Source organism: Thauera sp. ZXT1-4 (genome assembly GCF_052598215.2).
This window is the reverse complement of sequence record NZ_JBQWSN020000011.1, coordinates 59,326-76,266: the sequence shown is the minus strand read 5'-3', so window position 1 is coordinate 76,266 and position 16,941 is coordinate 59,326. Positions and strand designations below refer to the sequence as shown.

General features: G+C 66.3%; 15 protein-coding genes and 1 tRNA gene. 5 read left to right on the top strand and 11 right to left on the bottom strand.

Translation table 11 applies throughout. The features are described 5' to 3' along the window. The first annotated feature begins 1 nt into the window (after position 1). The 5 genes from arsB (at position 2) to ACUH78_RS10585 (ending at position 4,129) form a co-directional block, all read left to right on the top strand. The gene (gene arsB / locus ACUH78_RS10605) at positions 2 to 1,039 is read left to right on the top strand and encodes an ACR3 family arsenite efflux transporter (RefSeq protein ID WP_445333423.1); all 1,038 of its coding nucleotides are present in this window, start codon (positions 2 to 4) and stop codon (positions 1,037 to 1,039) included. A 12-nt stretch (positions 1,040 to 1,051) separates the two neighbouring features. Further along, positions 1,052 to 1,474 (top strand): arsenate reductase (glutaredoxin), encoded by a 423-nt coding sequence (gene arsC / locus ACUH78_RS10600; protein WP_445333424.1) that lies wholly within the window; start codon positions 1,052 to 1,054, stop codon positions 1,472 to 1,474. Beyond that, positions 1,452 to 2,204 (top strand): arsenical resistance protein ArsH, encoded by a 753-nt coding sequence (gene arsH / locus ACUH78_RS10595; protein WP_445333425.1) that lies wholly within the window; start codon positions 1,452 to 1,454, stop codon positions 2,202 to 2,204. The genes arsC and arsH overlap by 23 nt, the downstream gene beginning before the upstream one ends. A 219-nt stretch (positions 2,205 to 2,423) precedes the next feature. Next, complete coding sequence (locus ACUH78_RS10590; RefSeq protein WP_445333426.1) at positions 2,424 to 3,887, top strand: permease; 1,464 nt, start codon at positions 2,424 to 2,426, stop codon at positions 3,885 to 3,887. 2 nt (positions 3,888 to 3,889) lie between these two features. Then, on the top strand, positions 3,890 to 4,129 hold the full coding sequence (locus ACUH78_RS10585; RefSeq protein ID WP_445333427.1) for a thioredoxin family protein: 240 nt from the start codon (positions 3,890 to 3,892) through the stop codon (positions 4,127 to 4,129). A gap of 186 nt (positions 4,130 to 4,315) precedes the next feature. Here the strand turns inward: ACUH78_RS10585 and ACUH78_RS10580 are convergent. From ACUH78_RS10580 to ACUH78_RS10530, 11 genes are all read right to left on the bottom strand, one after another. After that, a tRNA-Leu gene (locus tag ACUH78_RS10580) sits at positions 4,316 to 4,400 on the bottom strand. A 9-nt stretch (positions 4,401 to 4,409) separates the two neighbouring features. Next, a complete protein-coding gene (gene minE, locus ACUH78_RS10575; RefSeq protein WP_418362636.1) occupies positions 4,410 to 4,670 on the bottom strand; it encodes a cell division topological specificity factor MinE in 261 nt (86 codons plus the stop codon). A gap of 1 nt (position 4,671) precedes the next feature. Continuing rightward, on the bottom strand, positions 4,672 to 5,484 hold the full coding sequence (gene minD, locus ACUH78_RS10570) for a septum site-determining protein MinD (RefSeq protein WP_445333428.1): 813 nt from the start codon (positions 5,482 to 5,484) through the stop codon (positions 4,672 to 4,674). A gap of 31 nt (positions 5,485 to 5,515) precedes the next feature. Continuing rightward, positions 5,516 to 6,286 (bottom strand): septum site-determining protein MinC, encoded by a 771-nt coding sequence (minC, locus tag ACUH78_RS10565; protein WP_418362638.1) that lies wholly within the window; start codon positions 6,284 to 6,286, stop codon positions 5,516 to 5,518. A 329-nt stretch (positions 6,287 to 6,615) separates the two neighbouring features. Next, positions 6,616 to 7,653: an HDOD domain-containing protein gene (locus tag ACUH78_RS10560; RefSeq protein ID WP_445333429.1), complete on the bottom strand. Its 1,038-nt coding sequence runs from the start codon at positions 7,651 to 7,653 to the stop codon at positions 6,616 to 6,618. A 647-nt stretch (positions 7,654 to 8,300) separates the two neighbouring features. Beyond that, complete coding sequence (locus ACUH78_RS10555) at positions 8,301 to 9,776, bottom strand: hemerythrin domain-containing protein (RefSeq protein WP_445333430.1); 1,476 nt, start codon at positions 9,774 to 9,776, stop codon at positions 8,301 to 8,303. A 10-nt stretch (positions 9,777 to 9,786) separates the two neighbouring features. Next, on the bottom strand, positions 9,787 to 11,937 hold the full coding sequence (locus tag ACUH78_RS10550) for an EAL domain-containing protein (RefSeq protein ID WP_445333431.1): 2,151 nt from the start codon (positions 11,935 to 11,937) through the stop codon (positions 9,787 to 9,789). Positions 11,938 to 12,113: 176 nt separating this feature from the next. Beyond that, positions 12,114 to 12,977, bottom strand: coding sequence for an Hsp33 family molecular chaperone HslO (gene hslO / locus ACUH78_RS10545; protein ID WP_418362642.1), 864 nt, complete (start codon positions 12,975 to 12,977; stop codon positions 12,114 to 12,116). Between the two features lie 29 nt (positions 12,978 to 13,006). Continuing rightward, on the bottom strand, positions 13,007 to 13,360 hold the full coding sequence (locus ACUH78_RS10540; protein ID WP_418362643.1) for an arsenate reductase: 354 nt from the start codon (positions 13,358 to 13,360) through the stop codon (positions 13,007 to 13,009). Between the two features lie 131 nt (positions 13,361 to 13,491). Continuing rightward, complete coding sequence (locus tag ACUH78_RS10535; RefSeq protein WP_445333432.1) at positions 13,492 to 15,879, bottom strand: Tex family protein; 2,388 nt, start codon at positions 15,877 to 15,879, stop codon at positions 13,492 to 13,494. A gap of 213 nt (positions 15,880 to 16,092) precedes the next feature. Further along, on the bottom strand, positions 16,093 to 16,941 hold the full coding sequence (locus ACUH78_RS10530; RefSeq protein WP_418362645.1) for a D-hexose-6-phosphate mutarotase: 849 nt from the start codon (positions 16,939 to 16,941) through the stop codon (positions 16,093 to 16,095).

The window sequence follows — 16,941 nt, the reverse complement described above, 5'->3', positions numbered from 1 at the left end:
GATGGGGCTGTTCGAACGTTACCTGACGGTCTGGGTCGGGCTGGGGATTCTCGCCGGCGTCGGCCTGGGGCTGGTCGCGCCGGGCGCGTTCCAAGCCATCGCCGGCCTCGAGTTCGCCCAGGTCAATCTGGTGGTGGCCGTGTTCATCTGGGTGATGATCTACCCGATGATGATCCAGATCGACTGGCATGCGGTGAAGGACGTCGGCAAGAAGCCGCAGGGCCTGCTCCTGACCCTGGTGGTCAATTGGCTGATCAAGCCCTTCACGATGGCGGCGCTCGGCGTGCTGTTCTTCCAGCATCTGTTCGCGCCCTGGGTCGATCCGGCTTCGGCCAGCGAGTACATCGCCGGCATGATCCTGCTCGGCGTGGCGCCATGCACCGCGATGGTGTTCGTGTGGAGCCAGCTGGTGAAGGGCGACCCCAACTACACCCTGGTGCAGGTGTCGGTGAACGACCTCATCATGGTGTTCGCCTTCGCCCCGATTGCCGCCTTCCTGCTCGGTGTCACCGATCTCACCGTGCCGTGGGAGACACTGCTGCTGTCGACGGTGCTCTACGTGGTACTGCCGCTCGTGGCCGGCATGGCGACCCGGCACGTGCTCGAACGCCGCTCGTCACAGGCGGTCGCTGAATTCGTCGGCCGGCTGAAGCCCTGGTCCATCGTCGGCCTGATCGCCACCGTAGTGCTGCTGTTCGGTTTCCAGGCGGGTACGATCGTGGCGCAACCACTGGTGATCGGCCTGATCGCGGTGCCACTGCTGGTGCAAAGCTACGGCATCTTCCTGATCGCCTATGTCGCAGCGAAGGCGATGAAGCTGCCGCACAACGTCGCAGGGCCGGCCTGCCTGATCGGCACGTCGAATTTCTTCGAGTTGGCGGTGGCGGTGGCGATCTCGCTCTTCGGCCTGAACTCAGGCGCGGCGCTGGCAACGGTGGTCGGCGTGCTGGTGGAAGTGCCGGTGATGCTGTCGCTGGTGGCCATCGTCAACCGCACCCGATACTGGTTTCCCGGTGCCGCCGAGGCGCGCCGCAACTGAACAAGGACAGACATGAGCGATATCACGATCTACCACAACCCGCGCTGTGGCACTTCGCGTAACACCCTGGCGATGATCCGCAACAGCGGGGCTGAGCCGGAGGTCATTGAGTACCTCAAGACGCCGCCCACCCGTGAAACGCTGGTTGCGCTGGTCGCGGCTGCCGGTCTCGGCGTGCGCGGCATCATGCGCGCCAAGGAGACGCTCTTCACCGAACTCGGCCTTGACGACCCGGCGAAGACCGAGGACGAGCTGATCGATGCGATGATCGCCCACCCCATTCTGATCAACCGCCCGATCGTCGTCACCCCGCTCGGCACGTGCCTTTGCCGGCCCTCCGAAGTCGTGCTCGACATCCTGCCGCAGCCGCAGTGCGGCGCCTTTGCCAAGGAGGACGGCGAGCAGGTGATCGATGCGGAGGGGCGTCGTGTCTGAGTCGCTGCGCGGCACTTCCCTCCCTGATCTGTCCAACATCGAGGCCGCGCTGTTCCGCGTGCCAGATCCCGCGCGATTGCAGGTTCAGCAACCGTCCGTCCATCCGCCACGTATCGCGCTGCTCTACGGTTCGCTACGCGCACGCTCTTTCAGCCGCCTGCTGACAGAAGAAGCTGCACGCCTGCTGCGCGCCATGGGCGCAGAGACACGCATCTTCAATCCCAGCGGCTTGCCGCTGCCCGACGATGCCCCCGACACACACACCAAGGTGGTCGAACTGCGCGAACTCACCCAATGGGCCGAGGGCATGCTGTGGTGCTCGCCCGAGCGCCACGGCGCGATGACCGGCATCATGAAGGCGCAGATCGACTGGATTCCGCTGTCGGTCGGCGCCGTGCGTCCGACCCAGGGCAAGACGCTGGCAGTGATGCAGGTATGCGGTGGCTCGCAGTCCTTCAACGCGGTGAACCAGATGCGCGTGCTTGGGCGCTGGATGCGGATGCTGACCATCCCCAACCAGTCGTCAGTCGCCAAGGCCTTCCTCGAGTTCGACGACCACGGCCGCATGAAGCCCTCGGCCTACTACGACCGCGTTGTGGACGTGATGGAAGAACTGGTGAAGTTCACGCTGCTGACGCGCGACATCGCGCCTTACCTGGTCGATCGCTACAGCGAGCGCAAGGAGAGCGCGGCCGAGTTGTCGGCGCGGGTGAATCAGAAGTCGATCTGACGATGCCAGGAGCGCACGCGTGACGGTCCCATGCTTGCTTGAGGCTTGGTCGGCGCATGAAGCCGGGCTCTTGCGCTACCTGCGGCATCGCCCCTGCCAGCCGGCCGAGGCCGAGGATGTGCTGCATGGTCGGCGGCGGTGGAGTGGCTGATCAGGTATCGCCTGTGGGTCGAGTCGAGCGGATATCAGGTTGCAGGATTCCTTGCTGGAGCGGGTAAAATGGACATGGTGCTTTCCTGGGTGATGCCCGTCCTGTACGGCGGTACGGGCAACCTTGCCGCCTATCTCGCAGCGCATGTTCTGCTCTGCCTGCTGCCCGCGTTCTTCATCGCCGGCGCGATGTCTGCGCTGATTCCCAAAGAGACGGTTACCCGCTTCCTCGGTCGCAACTCCAGCAAGGCGGTGTCGTATCCCGCTGCAGCTGCCGCCGGGTCCTTGCTTGCGGTGTGCTCGTGCACCATCGTTCCGCTCTTCGCCGGCATCTACAAGAAAGGGGCGGGGCTCGGACCTGCGATCACCTTCCTGTTCTTCGCCCCGGCGGCAAATATCCTGGCGCTGGTCTACACCGGCGGCATCATCGGCCCCGACCTCGCCGTAGCTCGCTTCCTGCTCTCGCTGACTTTCGGCATCGGCATCGGCCTGATCATGGCCTTGATCTTCCGCAGCGACGATGCCGCGCACGACCGCGCCACCGACACCGCCTTCGGCGCGCAGGGCGCGGGCATGGGGCGCATGGCGCTGGTGTTCCTGTTCGTGTGGGTGGCGCTGTTGCTCGCGGGAACGCTGAAACTCGACGTGCTGACCGGGACATATCTCGACTTCAGGCTGCCGCTCGCCGACGCGCAAGGCTGGCAGGCCGTGCTCGACCGCCTGGTGCCCTACGACGCCGCCAGGGGCCAGGAGGGCGTGTCGCTGCAGGGCGTGGTGCTGATCGGGCTGCTCGGCGCGATCGGCTTCGCCGCCTGGCGAGGGATGGAAAACATCGCCGACGGTGCCAATGCATGGACTTGGATCAGTCTCGCACTGATCGCGGCGACCTTGCTGGTGGCCGCGCTGGCGGTGCAGCCGGTGGAAGGCGGGCTCCGCGTCGGCCTCACCGGCAAGTTCTTCGGCGTTGCCGCCGCGCTCGCGGTGCTGAGCCACATCGTCCGTCACCGTCTGAACGAGGACGAGCTGCGCGACTGGCTGTGGGAGTCCTGGCGCTTCGTGAAGCAGATCTTTCCGCTGCTGGTCGTGGGCGTGTTCATCGTCGGCATGATCCGAGTGCTGATCCGCCCCGAATGGATCCAGATGCTGGCGGGCACCAACTCGCTCACCGGCAACATGGCGGGCGTGGTGTTCGGCGTGTTCATGTACTTCCCGACCCTGGTCGAGGTGCCGATCGCCAGGATGTTCCTCGAGCTCGGCATGCATCGCGGCCCGCTGCTCGCCTACCTGATGTCCGACCCCGAGCTGTCGCTGCAGAGCATTCTGATCATCTCGGCGATCATCGGTCGCAAGAAGACCTTTACCTACGTCGGGCTGGTGGCGCTCTTCAGTGCCGCCGCCGGCCTCATCTACGGCGCCTGGATCGACGGCGCCTCACTGCTTGTGCTCGCGCTCTACCTCGTGGGCTTCATCGCGCTGCTGGCGGTGCTGCTGTCGGTCGCGAGCCGCCACGCGTCCTCACTGAAAGGAGTCTGATCATGCTCGAAATCAAGGTGCTCGGCCCTGGCTGCGCCAACTGCCGCAAGCTGGAAGAACTCGTCCGCGAAGCCCTTGCCACGACGGGGATCGAAGCCAAAGTCCTGAAGGTCACCGCCATGGACGAGATCCTCGCCCATGACGTGCTCAAGACCCCGGGGCTGGTGATCGGTGGCAAGCTAGTTTCGTCAGGGCGGATTCCGACGACGGCGACGATTGCGGAGTGGATACGGGCAGCCTGAAATCGACCGACCGCAACAAACGCGGAGTGATATATGGGCCCCGCTTGACAACTCTTGCCATGTCTCCTGCTCCGATAATGAGGAGACAGGTGTAGCTACCTCTGATCGATTGCAGCAAAAATGCAGCAAAAAAGTCGATCAAACCGGGTCGAGCCTGATGGTGCTACGCAAGCCGTTGTTTTTTAATGGTACCCGGGACGGGGCTCGAACCCGTAAGGCTTGCGCCGGCGGATTTTAAGTCCGCTATGGTTACCAATTTCATCACCCGGGCGCCCGTTGCTTAGCGGTTCTGCTCCGGCAGCACGATGTTGACCTCGAGCACGTCCATGTTGTCCTGCTTGTCGAGCTGGACCTTGATGTCGTCCGGGTTGACGGCGACGTACTTCGAGATGACTTCGATCAGCTCGCGCTGCAGGGCGGGGAGGAAGTCGACGGTTGGCGTGCCGCCGGCGCGCTCGTGGGCGATGAGCAGGGAGAGGCGGTTCTTCGCAATCTCCGCGGTCTTCTTCTTTTCGCCGAAGAGTTTGGACAGGAAGGACATGTCACTTCCCTCCGAACAGGCGCTTCATCAGGCCGGGCTTCTCGTAGTTGACGAAGCGCAGCGGGCGGTCCTCGCCCAGGAAGCGGCTGACCACGTCCGCGTAGGCCTCGGCGACATCGGTGCCCTTGAGGTGGATGGCCGGCGTGCCTTGGTTGGATGCGTGCAGGACGGATTCGGACTCGGGAATGACGCCGATCAACTGCACGCGCAGCAGTTCCTGCACGTCCTTGTACGACAGCATCTCGCCGTCCTCGACGCGCTTGGGCGAATAACGGGTGATGAGCAGGTGCTCCTTGACCGGCTCGCCGCCGTCGCGCGCGCGCTTCGACTTGCTCTGCAGGATGCCGAGGATGCGGTCGGAGTCGCGTACCGAGGACACCTCGGGGTTGGTGGTGACGATCGCCTCGTCGGCGAAGGTCAGTGCCATCACGGCACCGCGCTCGATGCCGGCGGGGGAGTCGCACACTACGTAATCGAAGCCCATGTGCTCGAGTTCCTGCAGCACCTTCTCCACGCCTTCCTCGGTCAGCGCGTCCTTGTCGCGCGTCTGCGAGGCGGGGAGGATGAAGAGGTTTTCGCAGTGCTTGTCCTTGATCAGGGCCTGGTTGAGGCGGGCTTCGCCATTGACCACGTTGACCAGATCGTAGACCACGCGGCGCTCGCAACCCATGATCAGGTCGAGGTTGCGCAGGCCGACGTCGAAGTCGATGACCGCGGTCTTGAAGCCGCGCAGGGCAAGGCCGGATGCGAAGGCTGCGCTGGTGGTGGTCTTGCCGACGCCACCTTTGCCGGACGTAACGACGATGACTCTCACGGTTTCCCCTTGTGGATATGGTGCAGCTGGCTCAGTCGAGCTTCAGCGCTTCGAGGTTGAGTGTATGCTCGGCGCCGGTCAGCCGCACCAGGGTGGGTCTGCCGGCGAAGGATTCCGGGATGCCGCGCTCGAATGTGCGGTACACGCCCGCGATCGACACCAGCTCCGGGCCGAAATTGCTGCTCATAATGCGCGCCGCATGGTCGCCCTGCGCGCCTGCGATCGCGCGACCGCGCAACGGACCGTAGCAGTGGATGCTGCCGTCGGCAATGACTTCTGCGCCCGGGCTTACGCCGCCGAGCAGCACGAGATCGGCGCCGCGGGCATAGATCTGCTGCCCGGAGCGCAGGGGGCGGTCGATGAACATCGTGGCGTTCGGGGCGGGCTGCGCAGCGGGTGCCGGGGCCGGCGCATCGGCTACCGGCTTGGGTGTGGGTGCCGGGGCGGTGCTGTTCTCGGCGGGGGGCCGGGCGCCGCTCAGGGCGCCGTCGAGCAGTGCCAGGCCGGCGCGGCGGGCGTCGTCGTGATGCGCTTCGGCCAGTCGCGTCACGCCGATCGGTTGCAGGCGGTAGCGGCGCAGCAGCGATTGCAGGCCGGGCCAGTCGAGGCGCTGGGTCGTGCTGGCGAGACCGCCGCAGTCGAGCACCACGGCTTCGCCATTGAAGAAATCGGGCATTCCGCCAAGCATCTTGTGCAGGGCATCTGCAAGCTCGGCAGGCTCGGCGGCCTGCAGCACTGCGACGGTGACGCCCAGCGTGGTGTTACGGAATTCGATGGGGCGGGTGCTTGCGCTGGCGGCCATGGGTCGGGAGGGCTACAAAGTCATGCGAGTGTACTGACCAGCCGGGATTCGGGCAAGGCGCGCAACGGTGGCGCACAATCGCCGCGCGCATGCAGCGCGGCGCCGGGAGATCGGGGCGGGCGAGAGGCGTAGGGGCAGGGCAGGGGCGAAGCCGCGGGTGCAGGCGTGTTCGCCGCGCGTCCGACCGGGTGGGGGCTGGCGTAGCTGCTCAGTCGCCGTCGATCAGCAACTCTCCGTCCGGCCCCCTGCGGACCTTGGTGATGCCGGGGGATTCCGGCTTGAGCCCGCGCAGTTCGAGCTCCTGCGGGCTGATGCGTCGGGGCATGGGGTTACCTCGGAATGCGCACGAAGACCTGCAGTTGGGGCAGGTTCTCGGCCTCGGCATAGTCGGCGATCTGGCGGATGATGCCGCGTGTGAGCGTGAAGTCCGCGGCCAGCATCAGATAGCCTTGCCTGGACATCAGGTCGCGCGTCAGCACCATGCCCGGCTCGAGCATGTCCACGTTGAGCGCGCGCTCTTCAGTGTTGCTTGCAGGCGCTTCCACGGCGCTGGTGACGGCCAGGAAGGCCTCCACCACGTCCGGGTCGTAGCGCTTGCCGCTGTAGTCGACGATGAGCCGGGTCGCGGCCTCTGCGCTCATGCGGCGCGGGGCGATGGTGCCGATCTGCAGGCTGTCGAAATCGTTGGCGACCGACAGGATGCGCGCGCCGATCGGGATGAACTCGCCGAGAAGGCCGTCGGGAAAGCCCTTGCCGTCGAAGCGTTCATGATGCCCGCGCACCAGCTTCGCCGCGCCGTGCAGGTCTTCCAGCGCCATCAGTGCCTGCTCACCCGTTACAGGGTGCTTCCGATAGAGGTGCGTATCCTCGCCGTTCATGTCGGTCACCGAGCGCGCGAGCAGGGTGTCGGGGAGCCCGATCTTGCCGATGTCGTGGAGCAGGCTGGCGAGGAAGGCCAGATCGGCGGGAAGCTGGTTGCGCCGTGCCAGTTCCTGGGCAGCGATGGCGGTTGCGGTGGAATGGCGCCAGAAGTGCTGCAATGAGAGCCCGGGGCATTCCCTTGGCTGCGCGCCCGACAGGCTGGCGGCGATGGCCAGCGAGCGCACGCCGCGCAGGCCGATCAGCATGATCGCATCGCGGATCGAGTGGATCCGGCCCGGCATGCCATAGAAAGAGGAGTTGGCGATGCGCAGCAGGCGCGCCGCCAGGGTCTGGTCGCGCGAGATGATCTCGGCCAGTGACTCGGCGTCCGCCTCCTCCGCGTCGAGCGAGGTGATCAGTTCCACCGCCACGCTGGGCAGGGCGGGCAGGCGGGCTGCGGCTGCGCGCAGGCTGTCCGTGTCGAGTGGGGGCAGGGGCGCATTCATGGCTCGGCCCCAAAGTGCAGCGCAAAGGCGATGCGGTGCTGCCCATGGCGCGGCAGTCGGCACGAAACGCGCCGCCATCCAGCGTCAGCCTTGTGGAGGCGGGATCGGTGCCCCGCATGAGCGGTTGCAGGGGGGCAGGTAGCGCCTCGGCGGCAATGCTGCAGAGCAGGGGTTGGTTGGCAGACAGCAAGCGCTCGGCATGTGCGTTCACGAACACGATCATGCCTTCGGTGTCGACGCCGAAGATACCCGCGGGAACTGCGTGCAGCACTTCTCGGGCGACATCGAGCGCGGCATTGTCAATAACCAGCTCATGCTCCTTGGTGGTAAGCAAGGCTTCCAAGCGTGCGTTCGCGGCAGCCAACTCTGCATTCGAGACCCGCAGTGCTTCGGTGAGGCGATGGTTCTCCTGGGCCAGTTCCCTCAGCTTGAAGGCCTCGGCGATGTTCGTACGCAGTTGCTCATCGTCCCAGGGCTTGGTCAGGAACTTGTAGATCGCGCCTTCGTTGATGGCATCGGAGTTCGCCGTGAGGATGTCGTAGCGGTCGCGACGCAGCGCGCGCTTCAGTGCCGCGAGGATGTTCTCCTCGTCATCGACCAGGAGCAGGGTGCGGCGGCGTGTCTCCACTGCAGGTGGGGCGGTTTGCTCAGGACGAGTAAGGGTGGACATCTTGCGGCTCCCGGGGATGTGCCGGTGTGGTGGAATCCGTTTCGGCAGACTCCAGGGGTAGTTCGATGCAGACCCGGGTGCCGGCGCCGGGTTGGCTGTCGACGAGGATCTGGCCGCCGTGGTCGCGCACGACGCTCCACGACACACTCATGCCCAGGCCGGTGCCCTTGCCGACGGGTTTGGTGGTGAAGAAGGGTTCGAACACGCGCTCCAGGTCTTCGCTCGCCATGCCGACACCGTTGTCTCCGATCTCGATCCAGGCCCATGGCCCACGGGTACCGGTGCGTACGGTGATGAGTCCGTGCGTCTGGATGGCTTGTGCGGCGTTGACCAGTACGTGGGTGAACACCTGATTGAGTTCGGACGGGCTGCACACCAGGGGCGGGACGATGCCGTATTCGCGGCGCACTTCCGCCTTTTCGAGGACGATGTGCCCGACCAGCCCGAGCGTGCTGTCGATCTCGTCGTGGATGTCCACCGTTCGCCGACCCCGGCTGCCAGGGCGGGCGTAGTCGAGCAGATTGCGCACGATGCGGGTGATGCGCTGCAGCCCGTCATCGGACTCATCGAGCAGCATCGCCATGTCCTCGCGGATGAAGGATAGGTCGCAGTCGACGCATAGCTTGCGCAGTGCCGCCTGTGTCTCGGGAGCCTGAGCGAGGAGCGGCTCGGCCTTGGTGTAGGCGTCGATGATCTCCAGCAGATCGCAGGCGTAGTCACGCAGGGTACTCAGGTTCGAGCGCACGAAGCCGGCCGGGTTGTTGATCTCGTGTGCGACGCCTGCCGCAAGCTGGCCGGTTGCGGCCATCCTCTCGCTGTGCATGAGCCGGGCCTGCGTATCGCTCAGGTCGTGCAGGGCAGCCTCGAGCGCGCGCTTCTCTTCCTGGAGGTGCGCGTTTGCCTGTGCCAGTTCCTGGGTGCGCCGCTGCACCTGTTCTTCCAGGCCCTGGTTGGTTGCGGAGAGTGAGTCGTAGAGGTTGTGGATGGTATCGAGCAGGGTGCGGACCATGAAGCCGGACTGGTCAGGGTCGGAGGATGCATTGGCGCTCGCTGCATCCCTATTACCCGAAAGCAGTGGCTTGTCCTCCTGCAGGATGTGGTAGGTGAGCCATGACAGCGTGAAGCGATGGATGGCCTTGAGCTTCTCCCGGTTGGGCAGGGCGGCGCGCCGGATGCGATCGAGGTCGGTGCCGAAGCTGGCGTGACGTGCGTGATGATGTGCGACGGCGCTCGGCGTCACGCCCGCCCGCGTCATGCACGCCTCCTCGTTGGCGAAGTGCTCGAGGGCGTAGCGACCGAGCTCCGCGCAGAAGTGGTCGCAGCGGGACTCGTTCTTCTCCACGATCGCATCGCCGAGCTCGTTGGCGAGCTCGATCAGGCGCCGGTGCTGGGCATCCACGCTGGCTACCCCCGTTTCGAAATGTTCACTCCATTCAATGACGCGGGCGGGCATGCGCAGATCCTCAGGAAAGGTGCGGCGAAGGGAGGTGGTCGTTGAAACGGTCGAAGGCCATGCGCACCTCCTGGCGCAGCTCTTCGGGGTCCCACGGTTTGGTCAGGTAGCGGAACACTTCGCCACGGTTGATCGCGCCGGTCACGGAGTCGATGTCGGCGTAGCCTGATAGCACTATGCGCACGACGTCCGGGTAGAGCTTGCGCACGCGCTGCAGGAACTCGACCCCGGTCATGCGCGGCATGCGCTGGTCGGCGATCAGCACGCCCACCGGATTGCGCGCGAGCAGGGCAAAGGCCTCGTCCGGCTCGGTTGTCGTCAGGATGCGGTAGCCGCTTCGGCGGAGCACGCGATTCAGGGCATTGAGGATTTCCTGCTCGTCATCGAGCAGCAGCAGGGTGGGGCGGTGTTCTCCGACGTCCCGGGCGGACTCTGACAGTGCGGTGGCATCGCAGAGGTATTGCGTAGCCTGCGCGGCAGGCAGGGGGCGGCTGACCAGATAGCCTTGGATCTCGTCGCACAGATGCTTGCGCAGGTAGTCGCGCTGGGCTTCTGTCTCCACGCCCTCGGCGATGGCGCGCAGCCCCAGGCTGTGCGCCATGGCGATGATCGCGAGCGAGAGCGAGGCATCACCCGGATCGTTCACCAGGTTCTGGATGAAGCTGCGGTCGATCTTCAAAGTGTTGAACGGCAGGCGGCGCAGATAGCTCAGGCTCGCGTGCCCGGTGCCGAAGTCGTCCAGTGCTAGTGAAACACCCAGCGCGCTGATCTGCTCAAGAATGGCGCTTGCACGGTCGATATCGTCCATGACCGCCGACTCGGTGAGCTCGAGCTCGAGCCAACTGGCCGGCAGTGCGTGCCGCGCCAGCGCCGCGGCGACCGCATCGGCCAGCCCGGCTGTCCGGAGTTGGTGGGCGGAGACGTTGATCGCGACGCGGATCGGCGGCAATCCGGCGTCCATCCATTCGCGCGCCTGGCGGCAGGCTTCGTTCAACACCCATTCACCCATGGGCTGCACGAGGCCGAGGGTTTCGGCCAGGGGAATGAACTCGCCCGGCGGCACCAGCCCGCGCTCGGGGTGTTGCCAGCGCACCAGGGCCTCCACACCGCAGATGCTTCCATCGTGCAGATTCAGCTTCGGCTGGTAGTGGAGAACGAATTGTTCGCGCCGCAGCGCATGGTGGAGTTGGTTCTCCTGCGCGAGCAACTGGTGCGAGCGGCGGTCGGAGTCGGGGGAAAAGCAGCAGAACCCGTTGCCGCCGCTGCGCTTGATGCGGTGCATGGCGAGGTGCGCGTTGCGCATCAGGTCGTCCGGGGTCACGCCGTCGTGCGGGTGCACGGCTACCCCGATGCTGGCGGTGAGGAAATACTCGACCTGATTGACCCGGAAGGGCTTTGCGAGCGTGCGCAGTACGGCGTGGGTCGGACGGGTCGGGTCGTCACCCGGACGCAGTCCGTCCAGCACGATGGCGAACTCGTCATCACCCAGGCGCGCAACGGTATCGCCCTCGCGCACGCATTCGCGCAGGCGCTGACCGAACTCGATCAGCAGCTTGTTGCCGGCGAAGTTGCCGAGTTCGTCGTTGATGAGCTTGAAGCGGTCGATGTCGATCAACACCACGGCTGCATGCAGGTCCTGCCGGTCCGAGCGGGTCATGGTCTGCGAAAGCCGGTCGATGAGCAGCGAACGGTTGGCCAGCCCGGTCAGGCGGTCGTGCGTGGCGAGGTAGCTCAGCTGCTCGGACTGTTCGATCCGGTCGGTGACGTCGGTCAGGATGCTGACGAAGTGGCTGACCGTTCCCGTGTCGTCGTGGACCGGAGCGATGTTCAGGTCGGCCCAGAACAGCCCGCCATCCTTGCGCTGGAAGCGCAGCAGCACCGCGGCGGTCTGCCCCCGGCGCAAGGCGTCGCGCAGCTGGGTGAGGGCGGGCTGGTCGGGGTCGTGGGCGACCAGGAAACGGGCGTTGCGGCCGACAACCTCTGCCGTGCTGTAGCCGGTGATGCGGGTGAACGCGGGGTTGGTGAAGATGATCGGCCGGTCCCCGGCGGTCGAGTCGGAGATCATGATCGCGCTCGCCGACGATAGGACGGCAGTGCGATACATGCGGGCGAGCGTCTCACCGTCGGCACCCCCGTCGGGGTGCGCGATGGTGTTTCGCAAGGCCGTGTTACCTGTCATTACGCTAACCCTTGTGTTCTTGGGCCTGCGTGGCGGTCTTGCGCGAGCGCCTGGACACAGAGCCGGATCGTCCGGCGGATGCTAGGTTGTACGCCCGATCATTGCAGTGGCGGATTTCACGGATGGGGTGAGATCGTGCGGGAGCGGACAGCGGTGGCTCAGTGCAGCGTGGGCGGGCGAAACAGGGCGTCGACGTCGTCTGCGTCGAAACGGTAGGTGTGGTTCGAGAGGTCGTCATGGACCACCACTTCGCCATGTTCGTCGAGGATCGCTCGGACCTCGTCCTCGCCCAGCGCGCGCAGCATGGCCGTGACTTTGTCCGGGTCGGCAGGCCAGTCGTGCGTGACCGGGCGGGCGTCGAAGAGGCGAACGTTTTCTTCCGCGAACAGGCGGCGCAGGATCTCGGCGGCGTCCAGGCCGAGCAGTTCGTCGTCGCGTATGGTGTTTGCGAGCTGCTGAATACGGGACCAGCCGTCCAGATCCTTGAGGTCGGCGCCCGGCAGCTTCTGCACGAAAAGCGCGACTGCGGCGTTGGGGCTGCAGGCCAGCCACAGGCCTGCCGGCTGCTGTTCGGACTGGGCGAGGTAGTGCTCGAAGACTGCGCCGATGCTGTCGCCTTCCAGCGGGACCAGGCTTTGGTAGGGCTGATCCATCGCTTCGATGTCGAGCGAGAGTTGCAGACGGCCGTCGCCGACGAGCTCGGCCAGGGTGCCTTCGGCTGGGGCCGACTCCGCCTTGGCGTATCCGCGCAGGTTGAGCGTTTCGGCGCAATCGATCACGAGCAGGCGCACCGGTCCGTGGCCGCTGATCTGGAAGGTGAGTCGGCCAGGCTGCTTGAGGTTGCCGGCGATCACGGCGGAGACCGCACTCATCTCGCCGAGCAGGTGTGCGACCGCCGGGGGGTAGTCGCGCCCGGCTTGCATGGCCTGCCAGACGTCGGTCAGGCGCACCACGGCGCCGCGGATGTCGAGGTCTTCCAGCAGGAAGCGCTGGATGTAGCTCTTGGGAAGCGTTTCGCTCATCGATGAGGGTCCAGTGTGCGAGGCGGGGTTCAGCGTGCGCTCAGGCGTTCGAATGCTGCGGCATCGAGGCCGACGACCAACTCGCCGCTTGCAAATTCGACGACCGGTCGGCGGATCAGGCTGGGTTGTGCCTGCATGAGGGCGATTGCACCCTCGGGATTGGTGATGCGCTGCTGCTCGGGAGCGAGTTTGCGCCAAGTCGTGCCGCGTTTGTTGATCAGCACTTCCCAGCCGAGTTTGTCGCACCAGCGCGCGAGCGTGGCGGTGTCGATGCCGGCCTTCTTGTAGTCATGAAAATCGTAGGCGACACCGGCCCCTTCGAACCAGGCGAAAGTCTTTTTCATGGTGTCGCAGTTCTTGATGCCGTGGATGATCGGGTTCATGAAGGCGTCCGTTTGTTGGTCGATTCGCGCAGAAGCCGGGCTCCCACGCACAGGGGAGCGATTCTGCCGGCGATGGGCGCCAGGTTGCGGGAGCGGGCTTGCCCACGCACCGTTGCGCTCGATCGGTGCGTTCACTTCCCCCCGCGGGCCCGGGCGAAGGCCTCGGCCAGCGCGTTGCCGGCCGCGGGGCGGGAGGCTTCCTGCCGTGCGCCGCCCTTGCCCTGCGCGGGCGGACGGCGATTTTCGTTGCCGCGCGGGTGCTGCTCGCCACGCGGCGGCTGGCTGCCTTCCGCGCGCCGCGGCGCGCGTTCGTCGCGTCGGGCGCCCGATTCGCCGCGCTTTGGTGCGACCTCGTCGCCCAAGCGCATGGTGAGCGCGATGCGGTGGCGCGGGATGTCGACCTCCAGCACCTTCACCTTCACCACCTGGCCGGCCTTGACCACGCTGTGCGGGTCCTTGACGAAGGTGTTCGACAGGGCGGAGATGTGCACCAGGCCGTCCTGATGCACGCCGATGTCCACGAAGGCGCCGAAGTTGGTCACGTTGGTGACCACGCCTTCGAGCAGCATGCCGGGCTCCAGATCCTTGAGCGTCTCCACGCCCTCGCGGAAGCTCGCGGTGCGGAACTCGGGGCGCGGGTCGCGGCCGGGTTTCTCCAGCTCGGCGAGGATGTCCTGCACCGTGGGCAGGCCGAAGCGCTCGTCGGTGAACTCCCCGGGCCGCAGGCTCTTGAGGAAGCTGCCGTTGCCCATCAGCTCGCGCACGCTCTTCTGCACCTTGGCGAGGATGCGCTCGACCACCGGGTAGGCCTCCGGGTGCACTGAGGAAGCGTCGAGCGGGTTGTCGCCGCTGGGGATGCGCAGGAAGCCGGCGGCCTGCTCGAAGGTCTTGGGGCCGAGGCGGGGCACGTCCTTGAGCGCGCTGCGGCTGCGGAACGGACCTTTGGTGTTGCGGTACTCGACGATGTTGCCGGCGAGCGTGGCGTTGAGCCCCGAGATGCGCGCGAGCAGCGGCGCCGAAGCGGTGTTCACGTCCACCCCGACCGCGTTCACGCAGTCCTCCACTACCGCATCCAGACTCTTCGCCAGGCGGCCCTGGTTGACGTCGTGCTGGTACTGGCCGACACCGATCGACTTGGGGTCGATCTTGACCAGCTCCGCCAGTGGATCCTGCAGGCGGCGGGCGATCGACACCGCGCCTCGCAGGCTCACGTCCACGTCCGGGAACTCCTTCGCCGCCAGCTCGGACGCCGAGTACACCGAGGCGCCGGCCTCCGACACCATGACCTTGGTGAGCTTGAGCTCGGGGTAGCGCTGCATCAGCTCCGCCGCCAGGGCGTCGGTCTCGCGCGAGGCGGTGCCGTTGCCGATGGCGAGCAGTTCGACCGCATGCTTCTTCGCCAGCGCGGCGATGGTGGCGATCGAGGATTCGCGGTCGCGGCGTGGCTCGAAGGGATACACGGTCGCGGTGTCGACCAGCTTGCCGGTGGCATCCACCACCGCGACCTTCACGCCAGTGCGGATGCCCGGGTCGAGGCCGAGGGTGGCGCGCGTGCCAGCGGGCGCGGCGAGCAGCAGGTCCTTCAGGTTGCGCGCGAAGACGCGGATCGCCTCTTCCTCGGCGCGTTCGCGCAGTTCGCTCATCAGCTCGAGCTCGAGGTGGATGGAGATCTTCACGCTCCATGCCCAGCGCGCGGTTTCGGCAAGCCAGCGGTCGGCCGGGCGGCCCTGGCTGCGGATGCCGAAGCGTACCGCGATGCGGCCTTCGCAGGGGTGAGGTGCCTCGGGGTCCGGGCGGTCCACATCCAGCGCGAGGCGCAGCACGCCCTCGTTGCGGCCGCGCAGTAGTGCCAGCGCGCGGTGCGAGGGCATGGTGGCGATCGGCTCGGCAAAGTCGAACCAGTCGCGGAACTTGGCGCCTTCGTTCTCCTTGCCCTCGATCACGCTCGAGCGTACCTGGCCGTGCTCGTGCAGATAGCTGCGCAGTTCGCCGAGCAGGGTGGCGTCCTCGGCGAAGTGTTCCATGAGGATCTGACGTGCGCCGTCGAGCACTGCCTTGGTGTCGGCGAAGCCCGCTTCGGCATTGAGGTACTTCTCCGCCTCACGCTCGGGTGTCAGCGTCGGGTCGGCGAGCAGGGCCTCGGCCAGTGGGCCGATCCCCGCTTCGCGTGCGATCTGTGCCTTGGTGCGGCGCTTGGGCTTGTAGGGCAGGTAGAGGTCTTCGAGGCGCTGCTTGGTGTCGGCGTGCTCGACCTCTGCACGCAGTTCGGCGCTGAGCTTGCCCTGCTCCTCGATCGAGGCCAGCACGGTGGCGCGGCGGTCCTCGAGTTCGCGCAGGTAGCCGAGGCGCTCTTCCAGGTTGCGCAACTGGGTGTCGTCCAGGCCGCCGGTGACTTCCTTACGGTAGCGGGCGATGAAGGGTACGGTTGCGCCATCGTCGATGAGCTGGACGGCGGCGATGACCTGGCGCGGCGAGACGCCGAGCTCGTCGGCGATGCGGTGTTCGATCGGGGGGAGCATGGGGCGGAGGCGGTGAAGCGCAAAAGGGAAGGGCGGGATAGTGCAACAGGCTACCGGCCAGGATCAACCCGCCGGCAGCACGATGCCTGGTCCGAAGCCCGGCTGCAGGGTGGAAAAATCACCACCGGAGCGGGCTTGCCCGCGAAAACGGAGGCCGGCGGACCATTTTTTTGAAGTCACGCCCTCACAGGCGGGTGCGCCTGCAGGGCAGCCTCAGAGCGCGACCAGGGTCTGCCGGCCCCACCAGGTCCCGCCTGCCGCCAAGCGTATCGGTTCGCGCGCAGCGGCAGCCTCGATGCACAGCATGCGACGGAAACCGTCGTTGGGCAGGTCGGCGAGGGCCGCGCTGCGCTCGACCCAGGGGTTCCATACCACCACGTCGGGGAAACCGTCGGCGTTGATGCCCAGGCTGCGATCGTATTCACGCAGCAGCACCGGGCGGGTGACGTCTTGATAGACGCGGTCGGTCTCGGCCTCGATCAGCACCGCGTCGCCGGAGTCGCGTCGGACGCGGTTGGCGTCGGTCTTGTCGCGGTAGGAGAAGCCGTGCAGACCTTCGATGCGCGACTCCTCGACCTCGCGCACGGCAAGATAGGTATGCAGCGCCGCGGTGAATTCGAAAGGCTGATCGCTGGTGTTGCCGATCTCGAGCTCGAGATCCAGCCGGCTGTCCTCGATCAGGATCGAGAGCTCCGCACGAAAGGCATGCGGCCACTGCGCGCGCGTGTCGGCATCATCGGCGAGCTGCAGCCCGATGAGGGCGAAGTCCTCCCCGCAGCGCTCGGTGACGAGCGTCCACGCCCGGTTGCGTGCGAAGCCGTGGGCGGGCAGGGCGCCAAGGTCGGCGAACTGCGGAAAACAGACCGGAATGCCGCCCCGGATCGCGCTGTGCCCGTCGAACAAGGCTCGCGGGCTCAGGTACAGACGCTCTTCCCCGCCGGGCGGCGTCCAGGACAGCACCTGCGCACCCTGCAACGCCACCACCGCGCGTGCGCCCGCGGCGGTCGACAAGCGCAGCGCAGGCTGGCCGTGAAACTCGATGCGCTCGATCGTTGCAGCCAT

Bases quoted from the DNA above. Each gene is read 5' to 3' on its own strand.
- arsB (WP_445333423.1), top strand. From the start codon at position 2: ATGGGGCTGTTCGAACGTTACCTGACGGTCTGGGTCGGGCTGGGGATT.
- arsC (WP_445333424.1), top strand. From the start codon at position 1,052: ATGAGCGATATCACGATCTACCACAACCCGCGCTGTGGCACTTCGCGT.
- arsH (WP_445333425.1), top strand. From the start codon at position 1,452: ATGCGGAGGGGCGTCGTGTCTGAGTCGCTGCGCGGCACTTCCCTCCCT.
- ACUH78_RS10590 (WP_445333426.1), top strand. From the start codon at position 2,424: ATGGACATGGTGCTTTCCTGGGTGATGCCCGTCCTGTACGGCGGTACG.
- ACUH78_RS10585 (WP_445333427.1), top strand. From the start codon at position 3,890: ATGCTCGAAATCAAGGTGCTCGGCCCTGGCTGCGCCAACTGCCGCAAG.
- minE (WP_418362636.1), bottom strand. From the start codon at position 4,670: ATGTCCTTCCTGTCCAAACTCTTCGGCGAAAAGAAGAAGACCGCGGAG.
- minC (WP_418362638.1), bottom strand. From the start codon at position 6,286: ATGGCCGCCAGCGCAAGCACCCGCCCCATCGAATTCCGTAACACCACG.
- ACUH78_RS10560 (WP_445333429.1), bottom strand. From the start codon at position 7,653: ATGAATGCGCCCCTGCCCCCACTCGACACGGACAGCCTGCGCGCAGCC.
- ACUH78_RS10555 (WP_445333430.1), bottom strand. From the start codon at position 9,776: ATGCCCGCCCGCGTCATTGAATGGAGTGAACATTTCGAAACGGGGGTA.
- hslO (WP_418362642.1), bottom strand. From the start codon at position 12,977: ATGAGCGAAACGCTTCCCAAGAGCTACATCCAGCGCTTCCTGCTGGAA.
- ACUH78_RS10540 (WP_418362643.1), bottom strand. From the start codon at position 13,360: ATGAACCCGATCATCCACGGCATCAAGAACTGCGACACCATGAAAAAG.
- ACUH78_RS10535 (WP_445333432.1), bottom strand. From the start codon at position 15,879: ATGCTCCCCCCGATCGAACACCGCATCGCCGACGAGCTCGGCGTCTCG.
- ACUH78_RS10530 (WP_418362645.1), bottom strand. From the start codon at position 16,941: ATGGCTGCAACGATCGAGCGCATCGAGTTTCACGGCCAGCCTGCGCTG.